Raw genomic sequence first — 21301 nt, forward strand, 5'->3', positions numbered from 1 at the left:
AATGGCTGCTCCAGATTTTGTACATTTACGGGTTCACTCAGACTTTTCAATGGTCGATGGCTTAGCTAAAACCAAGCCTATTGTTGCTAAAGCGCAAGAGCTTGAAATGCCCGCGCTGGCAATTACCGATCAAATGAACTTTTGTGGTTTAGTGCGTTTTTATGGCGCAACCCACAGTGCCGGTATTAAACCCATAGTGGGAGCCGATTTTTGGTTGCGCAGCCCAGAGTTTCCAGATGAGCCAAGCCGTATTACGTTGCTAGCTAAAAACAACGACGGTTATAAAAACATTACCTTATTAATATCTGAAGCTTACCAACGCGGGCATATATTTCATCGCCCAGTGATTGACCGAGAATGGCTAGTTAAGCACAAAGAAGGGCTTATTATTCTCTCAGGCGCAAAAGATGGTGACTTAGGTAAAGCCTTATTAAAAAATAACCCAGGCGTTATTGAATCTGTAGTGAGCTTTTATAAGCAGCATTTTAGCGATCATTACTATTTAGAGCTTATTCGCACCGACCGCCCGCTTGAAGAAGACTACCTGCATATGGCAGTAGAGCTTGCAGCAAAAGAGCAGCTGCCCGTTGTTGCCACAAACGAAGTGGTTTTTTTAAAGCCCGAAAACTTTGAAGCGCACGAAATTCGTGTGGCTATTTTTGACGGTTACACCCTTGATGATAAACGCCGCCCTAAACGATTTTCACAAGAGCAATACCTAAAAACGCCTGAGCAAATGGCCGAGCTATTTAGCGATATTCCTGAAGCGCTGCAAAATACGGTAGAAATAGCCAAACGCTGTAACGTAACGGTGCAACTAGGCACTTACTTTTTGCCTGATTACCCAACCGGCTCGTTAAAAATTGAAGACTTTTTAGTTAAGGTTTCAGAAGATGGCCTTGAAGAGCGCCTGCAGTTTTTATTCCCCGATGAACAAGAGCGACAAGAAAAACGAGGCGAATACGACGAGCGCTTAAAAGTAGAGCTTGGTGTAATTAACCAAATGGGTTTCCCAGGCTACTTCTTAATCGTAATGGAGTTTATTCAGTGGAGTAAAGATAACAATATTCCAGTGGGGCCAGGGCGTGGTTCGGGTGCGGGTTCATTAGTGGCGTATGCCCTAAAAATTACCGACCTTGATCCGCTTGAATTTGATTTACTCTTTGAGCGATTCCTAAACCCTGAACGTGTATCAATGCCCGATTTCGATGTCGATTTTTGTATGGACAGGCGTGATGAGGTAATTGACCATGTATCGGCATTGTATGGGCGGGACGCGGTATCACAAATTATTACCTTTGGTACCATGGCTGCAAAAGCGGTAATACGCGATGTAGGGCGTGTACTTGGCCACCCTTATGGTTTTGTTGATCGTATTTCTAAGCTGATCCCAGGGGATCCCGGCATGACGCTTGCCAAAGCGTTTGAGGTAGAGCCGCGTTTACAAGAAGCCTACGATGGCGACTCAGAGGTAAAAGATTTAATCGATATGTGTCGCATCCTAGAAGGGTGTACACGTAATGCCGGTAAACACGCCGGTGGTGTTGTAATATCGCCGACGACCATTACCGACTTTGCTGCACTTTATTGCGATGACGAAGGTAAGTTTCCGGTAACACAGTTTGATAAAAACGACGTAGAAACCGCAGGCCTTGTTAAGTTCGATTTCTTGGGCTTACGTACCTTGACCATTTTGCAGTGGGCTGTGGATATGACCAACGAGCGCATGAAGCGCGAAGGCAAAGCGCCCGTTGATATAAATACCATTCCACTGGATGATAAAAAAAGTATAGAGCTATTACTGCGCGCCGAAACAACCGCGGTATTCCAGCTAGAATCGCGCGGCATGAAAGACCTCGTACGTCGATTAAAGCCCGATTGCTTTGAAGATATGATTGCATTGGTAGCCTTGTTCCGCCCAGGCCCACTGCAATCAGGCATGGTAGATAACTTCATCGACCGTAAGCTTGGCCGAGAAGAAATTTCATACCCAGATGCCCAATACCAACACGAAAGCTTAAAGCCCATACTTGAGCCTACTTACGGCATTATTTTGTATCAAGAACAAGTAATGCAAATTGCCCAGGTACTAGCAGGCTATACGCTTGGTGGCGCCGACATGCTACGTCGTGCAATGGGTAAGAAAAAACCCGAAGAGATGGCCAAACAGCGTTCAACCTTTGAAGAAGGCGCACGCAATAATGGTATAGACGGCGAACTGGCGATTAAAATTTTCGACCTAGTAGAAAAATTCGCAGGTTATGGTTTTAATAAATCTCACTCGGCAGCGTATGCACTGGTTTCGTACCAAACGCTGTGGATGAAAACGCACCATCCGGCAGAATTTATGGCTGCGGTAATGTCGGCCGATATGGATAACACCGACAAAATAGTAATTTTGGTGGATGAATGTGAAAACATGAAGCTCACCTTATTACCGCCTGATGTAAATGCCGGAGAATTTAAATTTACGGTAAACCTGCAAGGTGAAATTGTTTACGGTATTGGTGCTATTAAAGGCGTAGGTGAAGCGCCGGTAGAGGCCATTTTAGAAGCACGCGCAAAAGGCGGCCCATTTAAAGATTTATTTGATTTTTGTGCCCGTGTAGATTTAAAACGCTTAAATAAACGTGTAACCGAAAAATTAATTTACGCCGGTGCACTTGATAAGCTTGGGCCAGAGAAAACCCAAGCAGGGCGTGCAACATTACTGGCAAGTTTAAAAGATGCCATGCGCGCTGCCGATCAGCACAACAAAGCTGAGCAACTTGGGCAAAGCGATTTATTTGGCTTACTGGCCACTGAGCCTGATGAAGTTGAGCAAGCCTTTATTAAAGCCACACCGCTTACCGATAACCAATGGCTTGATGGCGAAAAAGACACGCTAGGCCTTTATTTAACAGGGCATCCGATAAATCAGTATCGTCGTGAACTTAGACATTACACCAGCGGCAAGCTGGTGGATTTACAGCCAACAAATCGTGATGTACTCTCTACGGCGGCGGGTTTAGTTATTTCAGCGCGGACATTAATTAATAAAAAAGGAAATCGTTGGGGCTTAATAACTTTAGATGACAAGAGCGCCCGTATTGATGTACGCTTGTTTCCTGAACAGTTCGAAATGTACCAAGAAATGCTTCAAGTAAACAATATCTTGGTAATATCTGGACAGGTCAGCTTTGATAACTTCTCCGGTGGCATTACAATGACCGCCAGAGAAATAAACACCATTGCTCAAGCGCGTGAAAAACGCATTAAAGCGATTAAAATGACGCTGAACATGGTGCAAATCGAGGCAGGTTTCTTCGATAAATTACAAAAAGTACTCGAACCTTATAAAATGGGAACGTGTCCGATCAAGGTTTATTACCAGCGCCCCGATGCGTTGGCTCAATTAACCCTAGGGATCGAATGGTGTGTTACGCCGAGCGACGACTTAATTCATAAGTTATCACTCATGGCGGCACAAGATGTAGAACTAGAATTTAACTGATTAGGTAGTTTAGAGCATGAGCCTCAATTATCTTGATTTTGAGCTTCCGATTGCAGAATTAGAAGCAAAAATTGAAGAATTACAAAGCATAAGCCGCGCTGGCGAATTAGACCTTGAGTTAGAAGAGGAAGTCAGCAAATTAAAAGAAAAAAGCGCTAAGCAAAAAGAGGAAATATTCTCAAATTTAGGCGCTTGGCAAGTATCGCAGTTAGCGCGTCATCCGTTGCGTCCTTACACTCGAGATTATATCGAGCGCATTTTCACGGAATTTGACGAGTTTGCAGGCGATCGTACTTTTGCTAACGATCCGGCTATTTTAGGCGGTGTTGCACGTTTAGATGGCGAACCAGTAATGGTGATTGGCCAGCAAAAAGGGCGTGATACAGCTGAAAAAATTAAACGTAACTTTGGTATGCCAAAACCAGAAGGCTACCGCAAAGCGCTACGTTTAATGGAAATGGCCGAGCGTTTTAAAATGCCAATTATGACCTTTATCGACACCCCAGGGGCATACCCAGGTGTGGGCGCTGAAGAGCGCGGTCAGTCTGAGGCAATTGCACGTAACCTAAAAGTAATGGCGGCACTTAAAGTACCCACAATTTGTACGGTTATTGGCGAAGGCGGCTCTGGTGGTGCATTAGCCATTGGTGTTGGCGACAGAGTTAACATGTTGCAATACAGCACGTACTCAGTAATTTCGCCAGAAGGCTGTGCTTCAATTTTATGGAAAAGCGCCGATAAAGCACCACTTGCCGCAGAGGCAATGGGTGTAACTGCAGAGCGCGTTAAAGAGCTCGATTTAATTAATAACTTAGTTGAAGAGCCTTTAGGCGGTGCACACCGCAATTACGATGCAATGGCACGTAACTTAAAAACACGTTTAAAACGTGACCTTGCTGACTTACAAGCGCTATCGCTTGAAGACATGCTTGATCAACGCTACAAACGTTTAATGTCGTTTGGTTACTGCTAATTAGCTAACCAACGCATTTATTGTTAAAAAAGGCCGCTTATGCGGCTTTTTTGTTTTAAAATACTGCAAACATTAAATTTATAGCGTATCCATGCAAGCATCACCTATTTATCAGCACGTTAAACACACCCTTGAGCACTTTTTTAAGCACCAGCAGTATAACTTTACGGTGGCGCTTTCGGGTGGCGTGGATTCGGTGGTATTGCTTCATATAATGCACTTATTAAAACAAGCGCAACCAAAGCTAAACGTAAACGCGATTTATGTTAATCATGGTTTAAGCCAATACGCGAATGACTGGCAGCGCTTTTGCCAAAACTTGTGCGCTGAGCTAAATATATCGTTTAATGCCGCGCAGGTAACAATAAACTCAAAAACACGAACAAGCCTTGAAGCGCAGGCACGTGAGGCGCGTTACAAAGCACTTGATGAGTTAAGCCCCGCGGGCAGTGTTATTTTGTTGGGTCAGCATTTAAACGATCAAATAGAAACGTTTTTACTGCGGTTAAAGCGCGGCTCTGGCTTAAAAGGGTTAGGCGCAATGCAAAAAATGCGTGAACTACAAAGCGGGCGAATATGCTACAGGCCGCTTTTAAACATAACGCGCAGTGATATAGAGCACTTTGCCACAGAATTTAATATTACGCACATAACTGATGACTCAAATACCGATGAGCGTTTTGATCGTAACTTTTTACGTGCACGTGTAGTGCCTTTACTGGCAAAACGTTTTAAAGGTTTTGAGCACTGTGCTGGGCGCAGCATTGAGTTACTACAGCAACAACAAACGCTACTTGATGAGTACACTGAACTTGATTTAAAACAAAGCATAAACGCCCATCAAGCACTGAGCGTTAGCCAACTAACCACCTACAGCGACGTGCGCATAACCAATGTGGTTCGTGCGTGGCTTAGCTTATTTACCCAAGTAATGCCCTCACAAAAGCAACTTTTGCAAATAATTAACCAAGCCATAAATGCGCAGGCTGATGCGCAAATGCAAGTTGATTTAAGCGAGGGACAAATACGACGCCATCAAGAGTATTTGTATTTTGTTACACCACACGCGCTATTAGCCGATGAAGCGCTAACGAGCAATGAGCTTGCGCTTAATGATGGGCGCGTATTAATAAAGCAACAAGGTAAAGGCCTACGTGCCCCACTGCCAAACGAGCAAGTCACCGTGCGCTTTAATTGTAATAGTGCGCGTATAAAGCCGTTAAAAAAGCCAGGCAGCAATACGCTTAAACACTGGTTTAAAGATGCAAAAGTAGCCCCGTGGCTAAGGGAGCGTGTACCTTTAATATTTTATAACGACGAGCTTGTGCAAGTTGTTGGTTATTTTGTAAGTGAAAAACACCAAGACGAAAACGGCATTTTTTGGGAGTGTAAATAAATGAAAGATCAGCCACATGTAGGTTTATCGCTAGTTAGCAAAGCGCCAATGGGCATGTTAATAACAGCGTTAGTAGCTGTTATAGCCAATGTATTACTAGAGCTTAATATTATTACATTGGGTTATGCCGTTGTGGGCGGGGTGGTATCGGCGGTATTATTGCTTGCCTACTGGTTAGGTAAAGGCGGGTTATTTTTTATTTTAGGCGTAAGTTTACCACTGGGTTTAGTGTTATTTACCCCGCTTGCAAGCATAACAGCATTGCTTAATTTAGTGAGCGGCTTCTTTTTTGGCTTTTGTGCAGCCTTGTTTGTTTATAAATTACTGGCTAATAAATAATTAAACAGTAATAAAAAAGCTCAGCGGGGGAAGCTAAGCTTTTATAAATAATACAGTTATATAAATACTAATATGCTTTTGCACAGTTGCGCCCAGAGGCTTTTGCCTTATATAAGCCTTTATCGGCTCTAGCAAATATTTCTGTTTCGCAATCTTGGCTATTGGCTAGGGTAAAGCCAATGCTGGTGGTTACTTTGTATTTAGACATTAAACTTGAGTTTCTGACTAAGTGCATAATGCGCTCAGCAACCACTTTGTTTGTTGTAAACTCGGGGTCTTCAATAATCAGCGAAAACTCATCGCCACCAAATCTAAACACGGAGTCGGTGCCGCGTATACTGCTACAAAGTACCTGCGAAAATTCTTTTAAAACATCGTCACCTACTTTATGACCATAGTTGTCGTTTACTTGCTTAAAGTTATCTAAATCAAGCAGCATTAAACTAAAAGGACGCTGGTAACGGCGGCAGTTTTCGAGCTTTTGCGATAACATGTCATTAAATTGGCTACGGTTATTTAACCCGGTAAGCGCATCTTTTGTAGCAAGTTTTAACACTCGGCTGTACATCATTGCGTTACGCAGTGGGTACACAAGGGCGCTGTGCAGGGCGCGTAATTTGTTTTCAATCGCTTTACTAATAGGGTATTGGCTAAAGTAAATTAGCTGTCCTAAGTGCTCGCGACCAATAGCTAAATCGTAAGAGTACGGGCTAGTGTTCGTGTTGCTATCTGAGGTTTGTGCAGTGCCGAGCGTTGATTGAAACTGCAGCCCTGAAAAGTTGAGTAGCTGTTTGGCAAATTTTGCATAAATAGCCAATACATCTTCTATTACTAGGCTTGTTTGTAGCTCGGTAACTAAGTCGTGCGTTGCCGCTGTTTCGTTTGTGTGTGTTTGCTCTGCCGAAAACGGCAAAAAATCGCCGCGCCCAGACACGCGTTGTGTCAAAATATGGACATTTTCCATTAAAATCTTCCCCCAGGGTGTTACTTTGCAATAACTAAGCTATTTTTATGCCATATTTTAAAATTGCTTGATAAACATATGGTTGCTATATTTAAAGTCCATTCCGTAGTTTAATTGACGCTGGAGGCCGAATTTGCAAAGTATAAACGCTCAAATTTTTGGCTTGTTATTGGCGGCGGTGCTTTTTGTATGGTTTTTTAAGCGCATTGGCTTGCCGCCTATTTTGGCGTATTTAGCAACAGGCGTTTTAGCGGGCAGCCATGGCATTGGTTGGCTTGCGCAATCTCACGAAATAGAGTTTATTGCTGAGCTGGGCATCGTATTTTTACTGTTTAGTTTAGGGCTCGAGTTTTCTATATCCCGGCTAATGGCCATGCGCAATATTGTGTTTGGACTGGGCTCGTTACAAGTTGGTGTTACCAGCTTGCTCTTCATTATTATTTTATATTGCTTAAATTTTAGCTTACTCACTAGCTTTACCATTGGCACAATTATGGCGCTTTCTTCAACCGCGGTGGTGGTTAAGCTATTAAAAGAAACTGGCGAACTAAACCAGCGCCGTGGGCAACTGGCGGTAGGCGTATTACTGTTTCAAGATATTGCCGTTGTGCCCTTACTTATTATTTTGCCGCTGTTTGCCTCAAGCGATTCGCAAAGTATTAGTTGGGCGCTGGCATTTGCGCTTACAAAAGGCGCGTTTGTGTGCTTATTACTGTGGGCGATTGGTAAATGGGTGCTGCCTAAAGTATTTAAAGAAATAGCGCAGGTACGAACCGATGAACTGTTTGTGCTTACCACAATTTTGGTGGCGTTATTTGCCGGCTTTTTAACTTACATGTTTGGTTTATCAATGGCGCTTGGGGCATTTTTAGCTGGCATGATGCTAGGAGAGAGCCATTACCGCCATCAACTCGAGGCTGATATTAGGCCATTTCGCGATATTTTAATGGGGCTGTTTTTTGTAACTGTGGGGATGCAGCTCGATATTTTATTTGTGCTTTCGCATGGTTTTGTGATTATTGGCGCGTTATTTGGCTTGTTAATATTAAAAATTACCGTGCTGGCATTAAGTGCCAGATTAATGCATGAGCGCAATCAAGACTCGCTAGCCTGCGGCGTTATGCTGTGGCAAATGGGAGAATTTGGGTTTGTGCTTATTGCTTTGGCAAGTCAACATGAGTTGCTCAATTCAGAGCAAGCCTCGTTTTTAATTGCCTTAGGGGTGCTATCGATGGCGCTAACCCCGTTTTTAATTGATAAAACCCCACTAATTTTAAAGCAATTAGGTATTTTAGATCACCCCAGTATGGCGAGGGAGAGTGAGCCTAAAAGTAGCACCTTATATAACGATCACGTGGTTATTTGTGGCTTTTCACGCGTAGGGCAAACAATAGCGCGATTTCTAAAACCCGAAGCCATAGATTACGTTGCCATAGAAAGTAACCCTATCTTAGTACAAGAGGGCAAAGCCGCAGGTGAGCCAGTAATATTTGGCTATGTAAAACAAAAAGATATTTTAAAGTGCGCAGGGGTAGAGCGAGCACGCTTAGTGATTATTACCTTTACAGAGCTTGAGCATGCACACGTGGTAATAGATGCCATAAAGCAACTCGCGCCTAACGTTAAAATACTAATAAGAACCCGCGACGACAGCCAATTAAACAACTTAAAAGAGCTGGGGGTTACTGAGGTGGTGCCTGAGTCGTTAGAGGCAAGCTTAATGTTGGTTTCGCATGTGTTGTCGATGTCGGGTGTACCGATGACACGCATTGTACGCCGTGTTAGTAAAGAGCGCCGTAATCGCTACCCGCTTATGCAAAGTTTTTACGCCGGTTACTTTAAAGACAACGAAGAAACCTCCTCTGAGCGCTTAGAATACTTACACGTAGTTGCGTTGCCAGATCAAGCCTATGCGGTGGATAAAACAATAGATGAGCTTAACTTATCTAAACGCCGCGTGACTGTAAAAGCTTTGCGCCGAGAGGGGCAAGAAATAGACGACCCATCAACCAGCACCACATTGTGCGCAAACGATGTACTGGTATTGCAAGGTAAGCCTAGGCGGGTAGAGCGAGTAGAGCATTACCTACTCGATGGGCTTGAATAAAAAATGCATTTGATGTTTTTTACTGACATAGATGCAAGTTATTAAAATAACGCAGAGGTAGTTATCAGGAACAGTTGGTTTCAAAGCTTACTCTGCGATTAAATAGCCCATAGAACAAGTTTTAATTAGCAAAAGCCAACATTAGCTAGTCGAGCTCTAAAAATTGGCGTATTTCGGGTAGTTTTTTCATGCCATCTTCATAGCCAATTTGAATTAGGTGCTGAGTGTAGCGTTTTTCAAACAATAAATAGCTGGTTAAACTCGATTGCGAATGTTTTTTTACCCCAATTGTGCGCAGCAGCAACTTAATTGCCCACGGCATATCGCTGTAGTATTGCGCGGCAATATCGTTAAAGTTTTTTGATGGATTAATAATACAGGTTTCTATTTGTTTCAGCTCTTGATGTTTGTCGCGCGCCGGAAGTAGCCCTAAAGTGCGATTTACACGCTCAAGGCGCTCAAGGTCGGCTTGCATGGTGTCGCTAAATACACTATCGAGTAAATGCCCTGCAACCGCAGAAAGCCCAGGGTAGTGGGGCGAGTAACCCGCCGGGTGCGACTCTTTTGGTTGGTCTACCCCAATAATAAATATTTTTTCGGCCCCTAAATGAATAGAAGGGCTAAGCGGTGAAAGCTGGTGAATAGAACCATCGCCAAAATAATGGTTAAATACATTAACACTTGGAAACACCATAGGAATGGCGCTTGAGGCCATTAAATGCTCAACGTTAATGCGCATAGGGCGACCTTCGCGCTTGGCGCGTTGCCAAGGTGTTTGTGTGTTTGACTGAAAAAACGCAACAGAGTCACCGGTTGTATAGCTTGAAGCGGTAATAGAAATCGCTTCTAAATAATTACGGTGTAAATTACGTTCAATGCGGTGCAGGTCTAAAATTTCGTTTAATAAACCGCGCAAAGGGCGGTTATTTAGCAAACTGCCTGGCGGGTGGTTTATGTGCTCAGACTGAAAACTGGTTAAAATATTGCGCGCAATATGGCCAAACACACTTAAAAAGTCGCTTTTGTAGACCATAGACGTTGAAAAGTTTTTCCAAACAGACTCAAGTTTACGCACGGCCAAATGTGCACACGAGGCATAACAGGCCAAAGCTGCAGAATTAATCGCGCCTGCAGAAGTGCCGTTAATAATTCTAAATGGCAAAGGCGCGGTGCGGGGCATACTATGAGCAAGCGCTTTAAGCACGCCCACTTGATAAGCAGCGCGAGCGCCACCACCTGTAAGTAATAGGGCTATTTTAGGTTTATGTGGGTCAACTTGCTGGATTTTCATAGTGGTTTTTGAACTGCTTAACGTCTTTTCTTTATTTATCAACTTTAAGTCTTTAAGCTAGAAGAATCAAAGAATAACTGAGTTACTATGGCTCGTTGTTCTAATTAGTAAGTGTAGGTTTATGTTGTAAAGCTTATATTTAAGTAATAGTGATTACCGATAGTGAATTTTTTCCACTCAGCGTACTCTGAGTAATATGCATTTAAATTTATGGAGTTTGTATGTCAGATAAACCAGAAGCGTCAGATGTTCAAAAACGTCCGCCTAAAAACAATTTTTTATTCGCCGTTATTATTTTAATTATTTTAGTGTGTGCCGCTGCGTTCGTCCTGCTATCGCCCACTGACGAGCCAGAAACTCGCACAGAGGTAGAGCAAACACCAAAAGAACAGCCAGTGATGGAGTTAAAGCCAGAAAACGACCCTGTGGTAGATGCGCCATCAGTTAAGCCTGAAAAGCCAGCTGAGCTAAGCGTGCCTGCTCAGCGCCCAGCTGAGCCAGAGCCGGTTGTAGAGCCATTACCAACGCTTGATGAAAGCGACACCGTAGTGGTTGCCAAAATGGATGAATACCTAAGCGACTCGGTAATGAGCCTAATGGTAACCGACGATGTAATTCGCCGTGGCGTCGTATTTATAGACAACATAGCCAAAGGCAAAATTGCTAAAAAGCACACGCCAGTGGTTAAACCTGAAGAAGAATTTAGCGTAAGCGAAGGGGACATTTTAACAATTGACCCTAACAGCTACGAGCGCTATACACCGTATGTAAAAGTATTTACGAGCATGAGCGCCGCCCAAGCTGTGCGTATGTACGAGCAGTACAAGCCATTAATCAACAACGCGTACAGTGAAATTGGTTACGGCGATGATGAATTTAATCAAACGCTAGAAGATGCTATTGAGTTATTACTTGATACACCGGAGCCAGAAGGCGAGTTACCGCTACTGCGAGACTCGGTTACTTATCAGTATGCGTTTTCTGAATGGGAGCAATTACCGGCTGCACAAAAACAGCTGTTACGTATGGGCCCAGAAAACATGAAAAAAGTAAAAGCAGCACTGCGTAAAATTAAAGCCGAGTTAGAGCGTAATTAATAGGCATTAAAGGCTGTTTTTAACCGCGATTGTATATGAAGTATGCAATCGCACTTTCTTTTTTGATTATCCCTTGAATAACACACCAAAAGTAGAGATAATCCTTCCCGCGCCAACCAAGGCCCTCAATGGTAGTCTTATTGGTCCTCTCGCAATACTAGCAGGCGAACCTGGTCAGGCCCGGAAGGGAGCAGCCACAGTTTGTGACGTGTGTGCCGAGATGTGGCTGGTAAGACTGCCACCCAAATTCCTCATTTGGGTGAAAATACATTCCTTTTAAATTATTCCTTAGTAACACCGTTAGATATTTAGTATCACGAGTGTCGATTTTCCACTATTACCGCTCTACCTCATTTTTACATTCACACTGTTTTTATTATTGTCGTTTACTGCACTAGCAGATGAAACATTTACTATTTATGTAAAAAATCAAATTACTTATTTAGCAACGCCAAAGCAAAACTCACATCTACTGAGCTTGGGAATAAATTACAGTCACTCAATGTTTCAACAGTAATACTTATTGTAGATTATTACGCAGCTCCAGAAGCGTTAGCTAATGCCTATTTAGCAATCGCAAATGCTAAGCCTATGCTTAAGGATATTAAGTTAAATTTAAGCGGCAGTCATAAAAAGAGTAAGTGTAAAAACACATAACACGCTTTTTGACAGGGGGTAATGTTTACCTGTTCCTGTTTTATTGCAGCTAGACAACCCTTGCCTTGTACGTAATAATGTAAAAATTACATTAATTTTAACATATAAAGTGTTAACAAAGTGCCCCAAGGTTGATTAATGCCGCAAAGAAGTAAGTGGACACTCGCTGTTTTATTAGGGTTATTAGGCGGGTTAGTAAATCTCTCGCCATTGTATTTTTTTGACAGCTCCGAATTTTTGTTTGGGCAATTGTTTGTTTTATGCAGCTTAGTATTTACTGGGCTGCGTTACGCGTGCCTAAGCCTTGCCATTGTTTCTGGTTTTTTACTTTATAGATGGGGCCATTGTTGGCCGAGTATTGTGTATTTACTCGAGCTTTGTTGGCTTTATGCTTTTTGCTTACGCCGCTCTAAACCTATTCTTCCTCTGGGTAGCGTATTTTGGCTATGTATTGGTTTACCCTTTGTATGGGTTATAGGCCAATTTGTTATTGGCTTGGCCTGGTTAACGCTAATAGTAGCGATATCAAAGTACTTAATTAACGCGCTAATAAGCTTGGCGGTGGTTGATTTAGTTAGTGTATTTGTACCTTACGCCAGCCGTGCGTATCAGGGGAGGCCTCTGGCAAAAATTTTAAGCTATGTGGTTAGTGTCATTATTATTTTAGTGGTACTGCTAACCAGTGTAATTTTAGTAAACGATCATCATGCGCGCTTAGAGTATGAAGTAAACGCTCAACTAAAAGAAAAAGCCGAGTCTATTAGCACGCAATTAAATGATTATTTAGCATTTCATAAAAACGCCATTGTTATGAGTAGCGACGCAATAAGTGCGGGCACTGCAAGCGATGTGCAGCTCAAACGATTAATGTCGTTATTTCCAGGCTTTACCACCAGCTTGTATGCAAACCCAGATGGCTTTGTAGAGCTTAGCTCGCCCAGCGATTTAATAGAGGGGCTTAGCCTTGCGCAGCGTAGTGTTAAAGACCGAGCATATTTTACCCAAGCTCAGCAGTTCCCTCTGGGTTATACCAGTGGTGTGTTTCAAGGTCGCGGCCTAGGTAACGAGGCCATTGTGGCGCTGTCGGCACCTATATACCGTAACAATACGTTTTATGGTGTGGTAGAGGGCTCGTTAAAGTTAGACCGCTTAGAGCGCTTTATACCTAACTTATTTGAGTACACGGGCGATTTAGTGGTGCTAGATGCACAGCAAAAAGTGGTATTTAGCTCCCTTGATGAATTTAAAATACTGAGCCATTTTAACGGTGAGGGCTTTAATACCAGTAATTTAGGTGATAAAAACCTATTTCGTTCAACCAAAAACGAGGTGTACCACAGCTCTAGGTACATTGATCCACAAAACCACTGGCAAGTTATTACCTTTTATAATCGTAAGCATTTAAGTATGTCGGTGGCAAAAGCTTGGCTACCCACTATTTTGTTAAGTGCGATATTGATGCTTATGGTGGTTATTTTTATACACCAACTTGCTAATTTATTAGTGCAGCCAATCACTAGCCTAACTACGCTAATGCAAAGCTTTGGTAAAACCAAAACACATAAGTTTAATACAGACTCAAGCTGGCATGAGGTATTGCAACTACAACAGCAATTTGAATTACTAGCTAATGCGCTTCAGCGTTCAATAGAAAACCTACAAGCCTCTAATATCAGAAACCAAGGGTTAAATACCCAGCTGAGCGAATTTAATCAGCAGCTAGAGGGCAAAGTAGCAGAACAAACCACCGAGCTTAAAAAAGCGGTAAATAGGGCTAATTTAGCCAATGTTGCTAAGTCGCAATTTTTAGCCAATATGAGCCATGAGCTACGCACCCCTATGAACGGTATTTTAGGCATGGGAGAGGTTTTATTGCGCGATGATTCATTAACCGATGAGCAGCGAGAGCTATTAAATACGCAGCAAAAAAGCGCACAAAATTTACTGAAAATTTTAAACGATATTTTAGATTTTTCTAAAATAGAAGCTAACGCCATGGAAATTAGCCCTAGGGCGACTAACCTTGCGCCGTTTATTGCCAATATAAAGTCGTTGTTTTCTCCCATTGTAAGTTCTGATCATGTCGAGTTTATTGTTAGTCAAAGCGACAGGCTGCCAGATTGCGTAAAAGTAGACGACCTACGTTTAAACCAAGTCATTATTAACTTGCTCTCTAATGCGTATAAGTTTACCGAGCGCGGTTTTGTGCGCTTATCGTTTGATTATGAAAACGAGCAACTTTTAATAAGCGTAGCCGATAGCGGCATTGGTATTGAAAAAGATCAGCAGTCGTTGTTATTTAGTGAGTTTACACAAGCTGATGTAGGTGTGGCACGTAAGTATGGTGGTACAGGGTTAGGTTTAGCAATTAGCCAAGGGTTAATTAAAAAAATGCAGGGTGAAATTACCCTCAACAGCGAACCAGGCAAAGGTAGCGTACTTAAATTTTACGTAAGTGCACCTAAAGCACAGTCCAACAAACCAGAGCCCGTTAAACAGCCGAAGTCGTTGCCTAATTTAAGTGATAAAACACTTTTACTGGTTGAAGATAACCCCATTAACCGCCAAGTAATTGCAAAAATGCTAGAGCCTACAAAGGTAAACTTAGTGATGGCAACCGATGGCATAGAAGCGCTAAAAGTACTTGAAGGTAATCGCTTTGATTTAATTTTAATGGATTGCCAAATGCCTAATATGGATGGCTACGAGTGCACCCAAACAATACGGGCTAACGAGGTAAATACAAAGGCACATGTGCCCATTGTTGCTATTACCGCAAACGCCTATGAAGATGACAAGCAGCGCTGTTTAAGTGTAGGCATGGATGACTTTGTATCTAAACCGGTAAATACACAAGGGTTGTATGAAGTAATCGCGAGGGTGATAAACACGCATTCGTGCAGCGTTTATCACCATAACAAACTTTAAATAAAATCGAGGGTGAGCAACAAGCGTTGCTCGTTTGCAGCCTCCGGTGGCGAGCGATGTACAAGCCCTGCGCCTTCGTTTTCATCCCAGTACTCGCCTTTAAGTAGCGCAACATCGCCTTGCTGGAGTTGATTAATATTATTTAGGCTTTTAAATAAGCCAGACTCTTCATCAGGCTTACCCAAATTACCAGTTCCAAGTTTTGAGCGGTCTACATCGCTGTGATTTAACCACTGCGTTGCAACGCCTTGGTAAGTTGTCACTAATCGGCACGGAATTTTGTCTACATGAAAACGCGGGCACATAGGTTTATCTACTATTTTTAGCCTTAAACCGGCGCGTTTTAAATCAAATAGGCAGCAAAACATTTCAACTAATAATGCTATGTCTTTACACAGCGCATCAGTTTCATCGCGGTTATTATCATCTGGTTTAAGTGCAGTAACTAACTTATCAAACGCATCATCGGGTGATACCGCAAGCTCAAGTGGTTTTATGGCATTAGTGCTAATGAGTGTATTAACGGCATTTGTTAATACTTGTTCAAGGTCTCTTTGCCAAATAACGATGTTGGTGTTTTGATCATAAATGTGTGGCAATACATTGGCGTTACGTTCTTTAGCTGCTCTTCGGTGGAGTTGCTCAGTGGGTTTTATTTGCGCCGTTATTGGAGCTAGGGCATTCATTACACTTCCTCCCAAATAGGAAACGGGTCGTTATAGGTTTTCCAAAAATCCTTACCTTTAAGCACGGCTTCTTCTGGCAGTAGGCAGTCATCAAGCGCCTCAATCATGGCTTGTTTATTTAACGACTGACCAATAAATACAAGTTCTTGGCGCATATCACCAAAGGGCTCTATCCATTTACTGTTTATATCAGCAAGTAGCTCGGGCTCTGTGGGCCAGTCTTTTTTAGGAATTGCTTTATAAAACATGCCAGCAAACCCGTAATGAGCTATACCGCCGGCTTGGCTCCACTGCGCGCAAAATAAAGGGCGCGTTGCGAGCCAAAAATACCCTTTAGAGCGAATGAGCTTGCCAAATTGCTCGGTGTTGTGCAAAAAGTGATAAAACTTTTCAGGGTTAAATGGGCGGCGCGCCGTATAATTAAAGCTGCTAATATCATACTCTTCGGTTTCGGGAATGTGTTCACCACGCATTTCTTTAAGCCAACCCGGCGCTTGTTGGGCGCGTGCAAAATTAAATAAGCCCGTGTTGAGCACTTCGTTAATATTAATATTGCCGTTTGATATAGGAATCATTTTAGCTTGAGTATTAAGCGTATTTAAAATGGCAATAAGCTTATTGAGCTGTTCATTGGTGACTAAATCAGTTTTGCTAATTAAAATAACGTCGGCAAATTCAACTTGATCAACAAGTAGGTCGGCCACGCTTCGCTCGTCGTCTTTTCCTAACGATTCGCCAGTATCTTGTAAATCGTTTGCTTGTTCGTAGTCGGTTAAAAAGTTAACCGCATCAACCACGGTTACCATGGTATCGAGGGTGGCAACATCACCAAGAGAAACACCATTTTCGTCGGCAAAGGTAAATGTTTCGGCAACCGGTAGAGGTTCTGAAATGCCTGTTGATTCAATGACGAGATAATCAAAACGGCCATCTTTGGCAAGTTTACCCACTTCAACAAGTAAATCTTCTCGTAGGGTGCAGCAAATACAGCCGTTGCTCATTTCGACGAGTTTTTCGTTGCTGTGATTGAGCGACACATCGTTTTTAATTGTGGCTGCATCTATGTTTATCTCGCTCATATCGTTGACTATAACAGCCACTTTTTTTCCTTGTCGGTTATTAAGAATATGGCTAAGTACGGTTGTTTTACCTGAGCCTAAAAAGCCTGATAACACTGTGACGGGCAGTTTATTTATCATTTAATTTTACTTACTAATAGGTATTTATTGGTATGTTATATTGTATCAATTAAATTTTCTAGCACTAGCATCACTTTTTTAAATAGTTTGTATGTAATGCTCAGCAGAAGAATAAGTAGACACTTTTGCAAATACAACAAAGCTATTTTGTGTTTTTTGCTATTTTTGAATTTATATAGCTGCGCTATTATGAGCGCCATCAAACTTAGGAGGCATTATGACGTTACTTTTCTCACCAATAGAACTTGCAGGTAAAACTTTAAAAAACCGTATTGTTATGCCACCAATGACTCGCTCGCGCTCAACGCAGCCCGGCGACATTGCCAATGATTTAATGGCCACTTATTATGCGCAGCGGGCAAGTGCTGGGTTAATAGTAAGCGAAGGCACGCAAATAAGTGAGCTGGGTAAAGGCTATGCCTGGACACCAGGTATTTACACAAACGAGCAAGTAGCAGGTTGGCGCACGGTGACCAACAAAGTGCACGATGCTGGTGGCGTTATGTTTGCGCAGCTTTGGCATGTAGGGCGCGTAACTCACAGCGATAACACAGGCGGTGTGCAGCCAATATCGGCATCGGCCATTGCTGCAAAAGACGTAAAAGTATTTGTAGATACAAACGGCGAACCTGGCTTTGTAGATACTCAGTTACCGCGCGAAATGAGCAAGCAAGATATTGAAAATGTACTAGGCGAATTTCGCCAAGCGGCTAAAAATGCAGTAGACGCGGGCTTTGATGGCATAGAGCTACACGCCGCTAATGGGTATTTAATTAACCAATTTTTAGACTCGCAATCAAATGCCCGTACTGATGAATATGGCGGCAGTGTGCAAAATCGTTTGCGTTTTTTAACAGAAGTTGTAAATGCAGTAAGCGATGAAATTGGTAGTCAAAAAGTAGGTGTAAGGCTTGCACCACTTACCACGCTTAACGGCACGGTTGATGATAACCCAGAGCAAACATATTTAGCCGTTGCTCAAGCACTAAACGACGCTGGCGTGGGCTACATGCACATTGCTGAAGCCGACTGGGATGATGCCCCTTTAATGAGCGTTGAATTTAAACAGGCTATTCGTAAAGCGTACAGCGGCGTATTAATTTATGCAGGTAAGTACACTAAAGAACGTGCCGATGAAGCCCTAGCACAAGGCTGGGCCGACATGATTGGCTTTGGTCGCCCGTTTGTGTCTAACCCAGATTTACCAGCACGTTTAGAGCAAGGTAAACCGCTAAATAGCCACAACCCCGACACCTTATTTGGTGGTGCAGAGCAAGGCTATACCGATTACCCAACCGCTTAATTATTTATAAATAAAGTATTTTAAGGGCTGCATGTATGCAGCCCTTTTTTATGCTGGTAAATCAATACTTTTAACTTGAGCTAATACCAATTCTCAAAATAGATCACTTAATTAAGCGGATTGATATAACAATAAAAAGCGCGTAAGTTAAATAGCTTACCCATTTTAAAAACATAAAAATAAAAATGAAAACCAAAGAGATAGAGCAACTCGCATTATCAGACTCTGAAACCAAAGACGTGATCACCCCGTATGCCTTTAAAATTGACCAAGCGTTATTAGGTCTTCCATTAGCGAGCCCAGTTAAACGTGCATTGGCGATGACTATTGATGTCACTTTAATATTTATGGCCGCTAAGCTAAGCGCCACTTTAATAGCCTTTGTGGCTGCCATGGCTTTTTATAAAGGCACTGCGCAGCAATATCTTCCAAAAATGTCGTCGTTTTGGCGCAGAGCCTTAAAGCTTTTTGCCGCGAGCTTTTTATTTGTAAGTTCACTAACTGTACTCTCGTTAGCGATTGATTTTTTTGAAGGCGATACTGCTATACAAACACCTCAACTAGAAAAAGCACAGCAAAACGATGAGCTAAGCGAGCATGATAAAGCAATAATACGCACCTATTTAACGCAAACAGACGACGATAAAAACTGCGATGATGCTTGCCAAAGCGTTGCTCGTGCTAATTTAGTTAGCCAATTACCAGCGCTTGCTGAAATTGAGGACGTTGGAGGGATTGAAGTTACGCGCACGTTATTACACTTAATGGCTATAGCTGATGATGAGCCTGTTGCGGCAGATGATTTTAAAAATAATGAGACAGAGCGAGAAAGCATTTCGGACGAAGTAACTCATAAAAGCAATATCACTGAAAAAGCTGAAACTAAAAGCGAGCAAACCAAACCTGTCACCAGCATTTTGCAGTGGGGTAAAGGCATTATTCAAGACCTAGGCCTTGGTTTTGGTTGGGCAGCCGTATACTTTACGTTGTTCTCGTTATTATGGCGCGGACAAACTCCAGGTAAAAAAGTATGTAATATTCGGGTGGTCTCACTAAATGGCGAGCCACTAGATATGCTTGATTGTTTTGGCAGATACGGCGGGTACGGCGCCGGTTTTGCAACAGGTTTATTAGGCTTTTTACAAGTGTACTGGGACCCAAACAGGCAAGCTATTCAAGATAAAATATCAGCGACAGTGGTTATTCAGGGCAGTGTGAACCAGGTTGTAAATGCACAAACGGTAGAAGAGACTTTAAAAACTACTTAGAAAATAAGCAATTATAAAATATATAGCTTTAGATAAAAAAAGGGCTAAAATAAGGTCTTAATTTAGTTCTTTATAGGTGTTATATGAGACAGGTTTTAGCTGATTGTTCGGCAAGTATTTCAGAACTTAAAAAAAACCCAACCGCGCTTTTAAATGAAGCTGATGGCGCTGCAATAGCCATATTAAATCATAATAAGCCTGCAGCTTACTTGGTGCCTGCACAAATGTATGAGCAACTTATGGAACAATTGGATGATTATGAACTAACTAAAGTTGTTGAGAGCCGCAGAGGCGATTTATCTCAAGCGGTTGAAGTTAGTATAGATGACTTATAAGTTAAAGTTTTTACCAGCAGCCTTAAAAGAGTGGGAAAAACTTGCGCCACCACTTAAAAGCCAGTTTAAAAAGAAACTTGCTGAGCGCTTAGATAATCCGCATGTCCCAGCCTCTAAATTACGCGGCTTTGATAATGTTTATAAAATAAAATTGCGTACGGCAGGGTATCGCCTTGCTTACGAAGTTATTGATGACGAAGTTGTGGTGTATGTACTCGCAATTGGTAAACGCGATAAAGATGCAATATATAAAAAGTTAGCCTCAAGAGCTAAGGAATAGCTTATCAATAAAATCGGTGTTTTGATTGTTGAAAGAAGGGCGGGCGTTTCTTCTCGGTTAGCTATTAATTTAATACAAGGATATGTATGAAAGTCTTATCAATAATATTTTTATATTTATTTTTTACAATAAATGTAAATGCCTCAGAGCCTATTACTTTAGCCAAAACCTATCAGCTTGAGTCTGTAATTTTAAATGAACAACGCAGTTTTAGCGTTTATTTACCGCCAAGCTACAATGAAAACCCCAATCAAGTATACCCAGTTATTTACTTGCTCGATGGTGACCAAACACACCTAAAAGCTGTCGCTGGGCTAGTCGAGGCACTTAGTACTCAGCGGCTTGAGCAGCAAATACAACAAGCAATTATAGTAGCCATTCCTAATAGTCAAAATGCGATAAGAGAGCGTGATTTTACCCCAACCAATGTTGATTGGACATTTAACGGTGAGCTTCTAGAAAAGTTTGAAAATATTGGCAACGCCGCAAATTACAGTGCCTTTTTTGAAAAAGAACTTATCCCACTCATTAATAAAAATTACCGAACATCAACTAAACGCGTATTAATAGGTGAGTCCTTCGGTGGCTTGTTTGCCAGCTATGTATTGCTTAGCAACCATGCGCTATTTACAGATTACTTAATAATTGATGCAACCTACCTGTGGGATAATAACTACCTAAACCGTTATTTTGATGAGAAGCAACTTATAAATAAGCCGCTTAATGGCAATGTATATTTTACCTTTGCAAATAATGACGAAGCGTTTGGCGAAATTGGTAAAGCAAATTATCAATGGGGTGTAGCGTTTGCTAAAAAGTTAAAAGCGCACCCAAGCAATAATCTAATTATTAATCAACGTTACTTTAAAGATGAAACACATGGCACAGTCGCTGCGCTTAGTTGGTATTATGGGTTAAAAAGCTTATTAAAAAGGTAAACTTTAACTTATAAACTTAGTAGGAAAAAAAGGGTTGCTTTGGGTAT

16 protein-coding genes and 1 other RNA gene are annotated in these 21301 nt (G+C 42.1%); 13 read left to right on the forward strand and 4 right to left on the reverse strand.

Annotation, left to right across the window (positions count from 1 at the left end; all coding sequences use genetic code 11):
• Nucleotide 1 precedes the first annotated feature (1 nt).
• The 4 genes from dnaE (at nt 2) to MTF64_RS04040 (ending at nt 6201) form a co-directional block, all read left to right on the forward strand.
• Nucleotides 2–3493, forward strand: a complete 3492-nt coding sequence (dnaE, locus tag MTF64_RS04025) for a DNA polymerase III subunit alpha (RefSeq protein WP_096739324.1) — start codon at nt 2–4, stop codon at nt 3491–3493.
• Nucleotides 3494–3509: 16 nt separating this feature from the next.
• Nucleotides 3510–4466 (forward strand): acetyl-CoA carboxylase carboxyl transferase subunit alpha, encoded by a 957-nt coding sequence (gene accA / locus MTF64_RS04030; protein WP_004586940.1) that lies wholly within the window; start codon nt 3510–3512, stop codon nt 4464–4466.
• A gap of 91 nt (nt 4467–4557) precedes the next feature.
• Nucleotides 4558–5862, forward strand: a complete 1305-nt coding sequence (gene tilS, locus MTF64_RS04035; RefSeq protein WP_248450659.1) for a tRNA lysidine(34) synthetase TilS — start codon at nt 4558–4560, stop codon at nt 5860–5862.
• The gene (locus tag MTF64_RS04040) at nt 5863–6201 is read left to right on the forward strand and encodes a hypothetical protein (protein WP_248450661.1); all 339 of its coding nucleotides are present in this window, start codon (nt 5863–5865) and stop codon (nt 6199–6201) included.
• A 67-nt stretch (nt 6202–6268) separates the two neighbouring features.
• Here the strand turns inward: MTF64_RS04040 and MTF64_RS04045 are convergent, their stop codons facing one another.
• Nucleotides 6269–7165, reverse strand: coding sequence for a GGDEF domain-containing protein (locus tag MTF64_RS04045; protein WP_024033826.1), 897 nt, complete (start codon nt 7163–7165; stop codon nt 6269–6271).
• 133 nt (nt 7166–7298) lie between these two features.
• Between MTF64_RS04045 and MTF64_RS04050 the strand changes: the two genes are divergently transcribed.
• Entirely contained in the window at nt 7299–9272 is a 1974-nt protein-coding gene (locus MTF64_RS04050; protein ID WP_248450662.1) for a monovalent cation:proton antiporter-2 (CPA2) family protein, read from the forward strand.
• Nucleotides 9273–9417: 145 nt separating this feature from the next.
• On the opposite strand, the gene MTF64_RS04055 is transcribed toward MTF64_RS04050, so the two are convergent.
• Nucleotides 9418–10563 carry a patatin-like phospholipase family protein gene (locus MTF64_RS04055; protein ID WP_004586945.1) on the reverse strand — a complete coding sequence of 382 codons (1146 nt, stop codon included), beginning with the start codon at nt 10561–10563 and terminating at the stop codon, nt 9418–9420.
• Between the two features lie 221 nt (nt 10564–10784).
• Between MTF64_RS04055 and MTF64_RS04060 the strand changes: the two genes are divergently transcribed.
• From MTF64_RS04060 to MTF64_RS04070, 3 genes are all read left to right on the forward strand, one after another.
• Entirely contained in the window at nt 10785–11660 is an 876-nt protein-coding gene (locus MTF64_RS04060; protein WP_248450664.1) for a DUF3014 domain-containing protein, read from the forward strand.
• Between the two features lie 138 nt (nt 11661–11798).
• Nucleotides 11799–11895, forward strand: an RNA gene (ffs, locus tag MTF64_RS04065) — signal recognition particle sRNA small type.
• Nucleotides 11896–12455: 560 nt separating this feature from the next.
• Nucleotides 12456–15245 (forward strand): response regulator, encoded by a 2790-nt coding sequence (locus MTF64_RS04070; protein ID WP_248450666.1) that lies wholly within the window; start codon nt 12456–12458, stop codon nt 15243–15245.
• Here the strand turns inward: MTF64_RS04070 and MTF64_RS04075 are convergent.
• Together MTF64_RS04075 and zigA are read right to left on the reverse strand one after the other, a co-directional pair.
• Entirely contained in the window at nt 15242–15931 is a 690-nt protein-coding gene (locus MTF64_RS04075; protein ID WP_248450668.1) for a DUF1826 domain-containing protein, read from the reverse strand. The genes MTF64_RS04070 and MTF64_RS04075 overlap by 4 nt on opposite strands.
• The gene (gene zigA, locus MTF64_RS04080) at nt 15931–17130 is read right to left on the reverse strand and encodes a zinc metallochaperone GTPase ZigA (protein WP_248450669.1); all 1200 of its coding nucleotides are present in this window, start codon (nt 17128–17130) and stop codon (nt 15931–15933) included. The genes MTF64_RS04075 and zigA overlap by 1 nt, the downstream gene beginning before the upstream one ends.
• Before the next feature lie 217 nt (nt 17131–17347).
• On the opposite strand from zigA, the gene MTF64_RS04085 reads away from it, so the two are divergent.
• From MTF64_RS04085 to MTF64_RS04105, 5 genes are all read left to right on the forward strand, one after another.
• Nucleotides 17348–18433: an alkene reductase gene (locus MTF64_RS04085; RefSeq protein WP_004586951.1), complete on the forward strand. Its 1086-nt coding sequence runs from the start codon at nt 17348–17350 to the stop codon at nt 18431–18433.
• Nucleotides 18434–18618: 185 nt separating this feature from the next.
• Nucleotides 18619–19701 carry an RDD family protein gene (locus MTF64_RS04090; RefSeq protein ID WP_248450670.1) on the forward strand — a complete coding sequence of 361 codons (1083 nt, stop codon included), beginning with the start codon at nt 18619–18621 and terminating at the stop codon, nt 19699–19701.
• Between the two features lie 83 nt (nt 19702–19784).
• Complete coding sequence (locus MTF64_RS04095) at nt 19785–20036, forward strand: type II toxin-antitoxin system Phd/YefM family antitoxin (RefSeq protein ID WP_004586953.1); 252 nt, start codon at nt 19785–19787, stop codon at nt 20034–20036.
• Entirely contained in the window at nt 20026–20316 is a 291-nt protein-coding gene (locus MTF64_RS04100) for a type II toxin-antitoxin system RelE/ParE family toxin (protein WP_064386099.1), read from the forward strand. Before MTF64_RS04095 ends, MTF64_RS04100 begins: the two co-directional genes overlap by 11 nt.
• An 86-nt stretch (nt 20317–20402) precedes the next feature.
• On the forward strand, nt 20403–21254 hold the full coding sequence (locus tag MTF64_RS04105; RefSeq protein ID WP_248450672.1) for an alpha/beta hydrolase-fold protein: 852 nt from the start codon (nt 20403–20405) through the stop codon (nt 21252–21254).
• Nucleotides 21255–21301 lie beyond the last annotated feature (47 nt).

It is taken from the genome of Pseudoalteromonas sp. 2CM41L, from assembly GCF_023161905.1.
Taxonomy (GTDB): Bacteria; Pseudomonadota; Gammaproteobacteria; order Enterobacterales; family Alteromonadaceae; genus Pseudoalteromonas; species Pseudoalteromonas atlantica.

What these genes read in the sequence shown, in the direction of transcription:
- zigA (WP_248450669.1), bottom strand. Translation starts at nt 17,130, where the DNA reads ATGATAAATAAACTGCCCGTCACAGTGTTATCAGGCTTTTTAGGCTCA.
- MTF64_RS04045 (WP_024033826.1), bottom strand. Translation starts at nt 7,165, where the DNA reads ATGGAAAATGTCCATATTTTGACACAACGCGTGTCTGGGCGCGGCGAT.
- MTF64_RS04085 (WP_004586951.1), top strand. Translation starts at nt 17,348, where the DNA reads ATGACGTTACTTTTCTCACCAATAGAACTTGCAGGTAAAACTTTAAAA.
- MTF64_RS04100 (WP_064386099.1), top strand. Translation starts at nt 20,026, where the DNA reads ATGACTTATAAGTTAAAGTTTTTACCAGCAGCCTTAAAAGAGTGGGAA.
- MTF64_RS04095 (WP_004586953.1), top strand. Translation starts at nt 19,785, where the DNA reads ATGAGACAGGTTTTAGCTGATTGTTCGGCAAGTATTTCAGAACTTAAA.
- accA (WP_004586940.1), top strand. Translation starts at nt 3,510, where the DNA reads ATGAGCCTCAATTATCTTGATTTTGAGCTTCCGATTGCAGAATTAGAA.
- MTF64_RS04105 (WP_248450672.1), top strand. Translation starts at nt 20,403, where the DNA reads ATGAAAGTCTTATCAATAATATTTTTATATTTATTTTTTACAATAAAT.
- tilS (WP_248450659.1), top strand. Translation starts at nt 4,558, where the DNA reads ATGCAAGCATCACCTATTTATCAGCACGTTAAACACACCCTTGAGCAC.
- MTF64_RS04090 (WP_248450670.1), top strand. Translation starts at nt 18,619, where the DNA reads ATGAAAACCAAAGAGATAGAGCAACTCGCATTATCAGACTCTGAAACC.
- MTF64_RS04055 (WP_004586945.1), bottom strand. Translation starts at nt 10,563, where the DNA reads ATGAAAATCCAGCAAGTTGACCCACATAAACCTAAAATAGCCCTATTA.
- MTF64_RS04070 (WP_248450666.1), top strand. Translation starts at nt 12,456, where the DNA reads ATGCCGCAAAGAAGTAAGTGGACACTCGCTGTTTTATTAGGGTTATTA.
- MTF64_RS04060 (WP_248450664.1), top strand. Translation starts at nt 10,785, where the DNA reads ATGTCAGATAAACCAGAAGCGTCAGATGTTCAAAAACGTCCGCCTAAA.
- MTF64_RS04040 (WP_248450661.1), top strand. Translation starts at nt 5,863, where the DNA reads ATGAAAGATCAGCCACATGTAGGTTTATCGCTAGTTAGCAAAGCGCCA.
- MTF64_RS04075 (WP_248450668.1), bottom strand. Translation starts at nt 15,931, where the DNA reads ATGAATGCCCTAGCTCCAATAACGGCGCAAATAAAACCCACTGAGCAA.
- dnaE (WP_096739324.1), top strand. Translation starts at nt 2, where the DNA reads ATGGCTGCTCCAGATTTTGTACATTTACGGGTTCACTCAGACTTTTCA.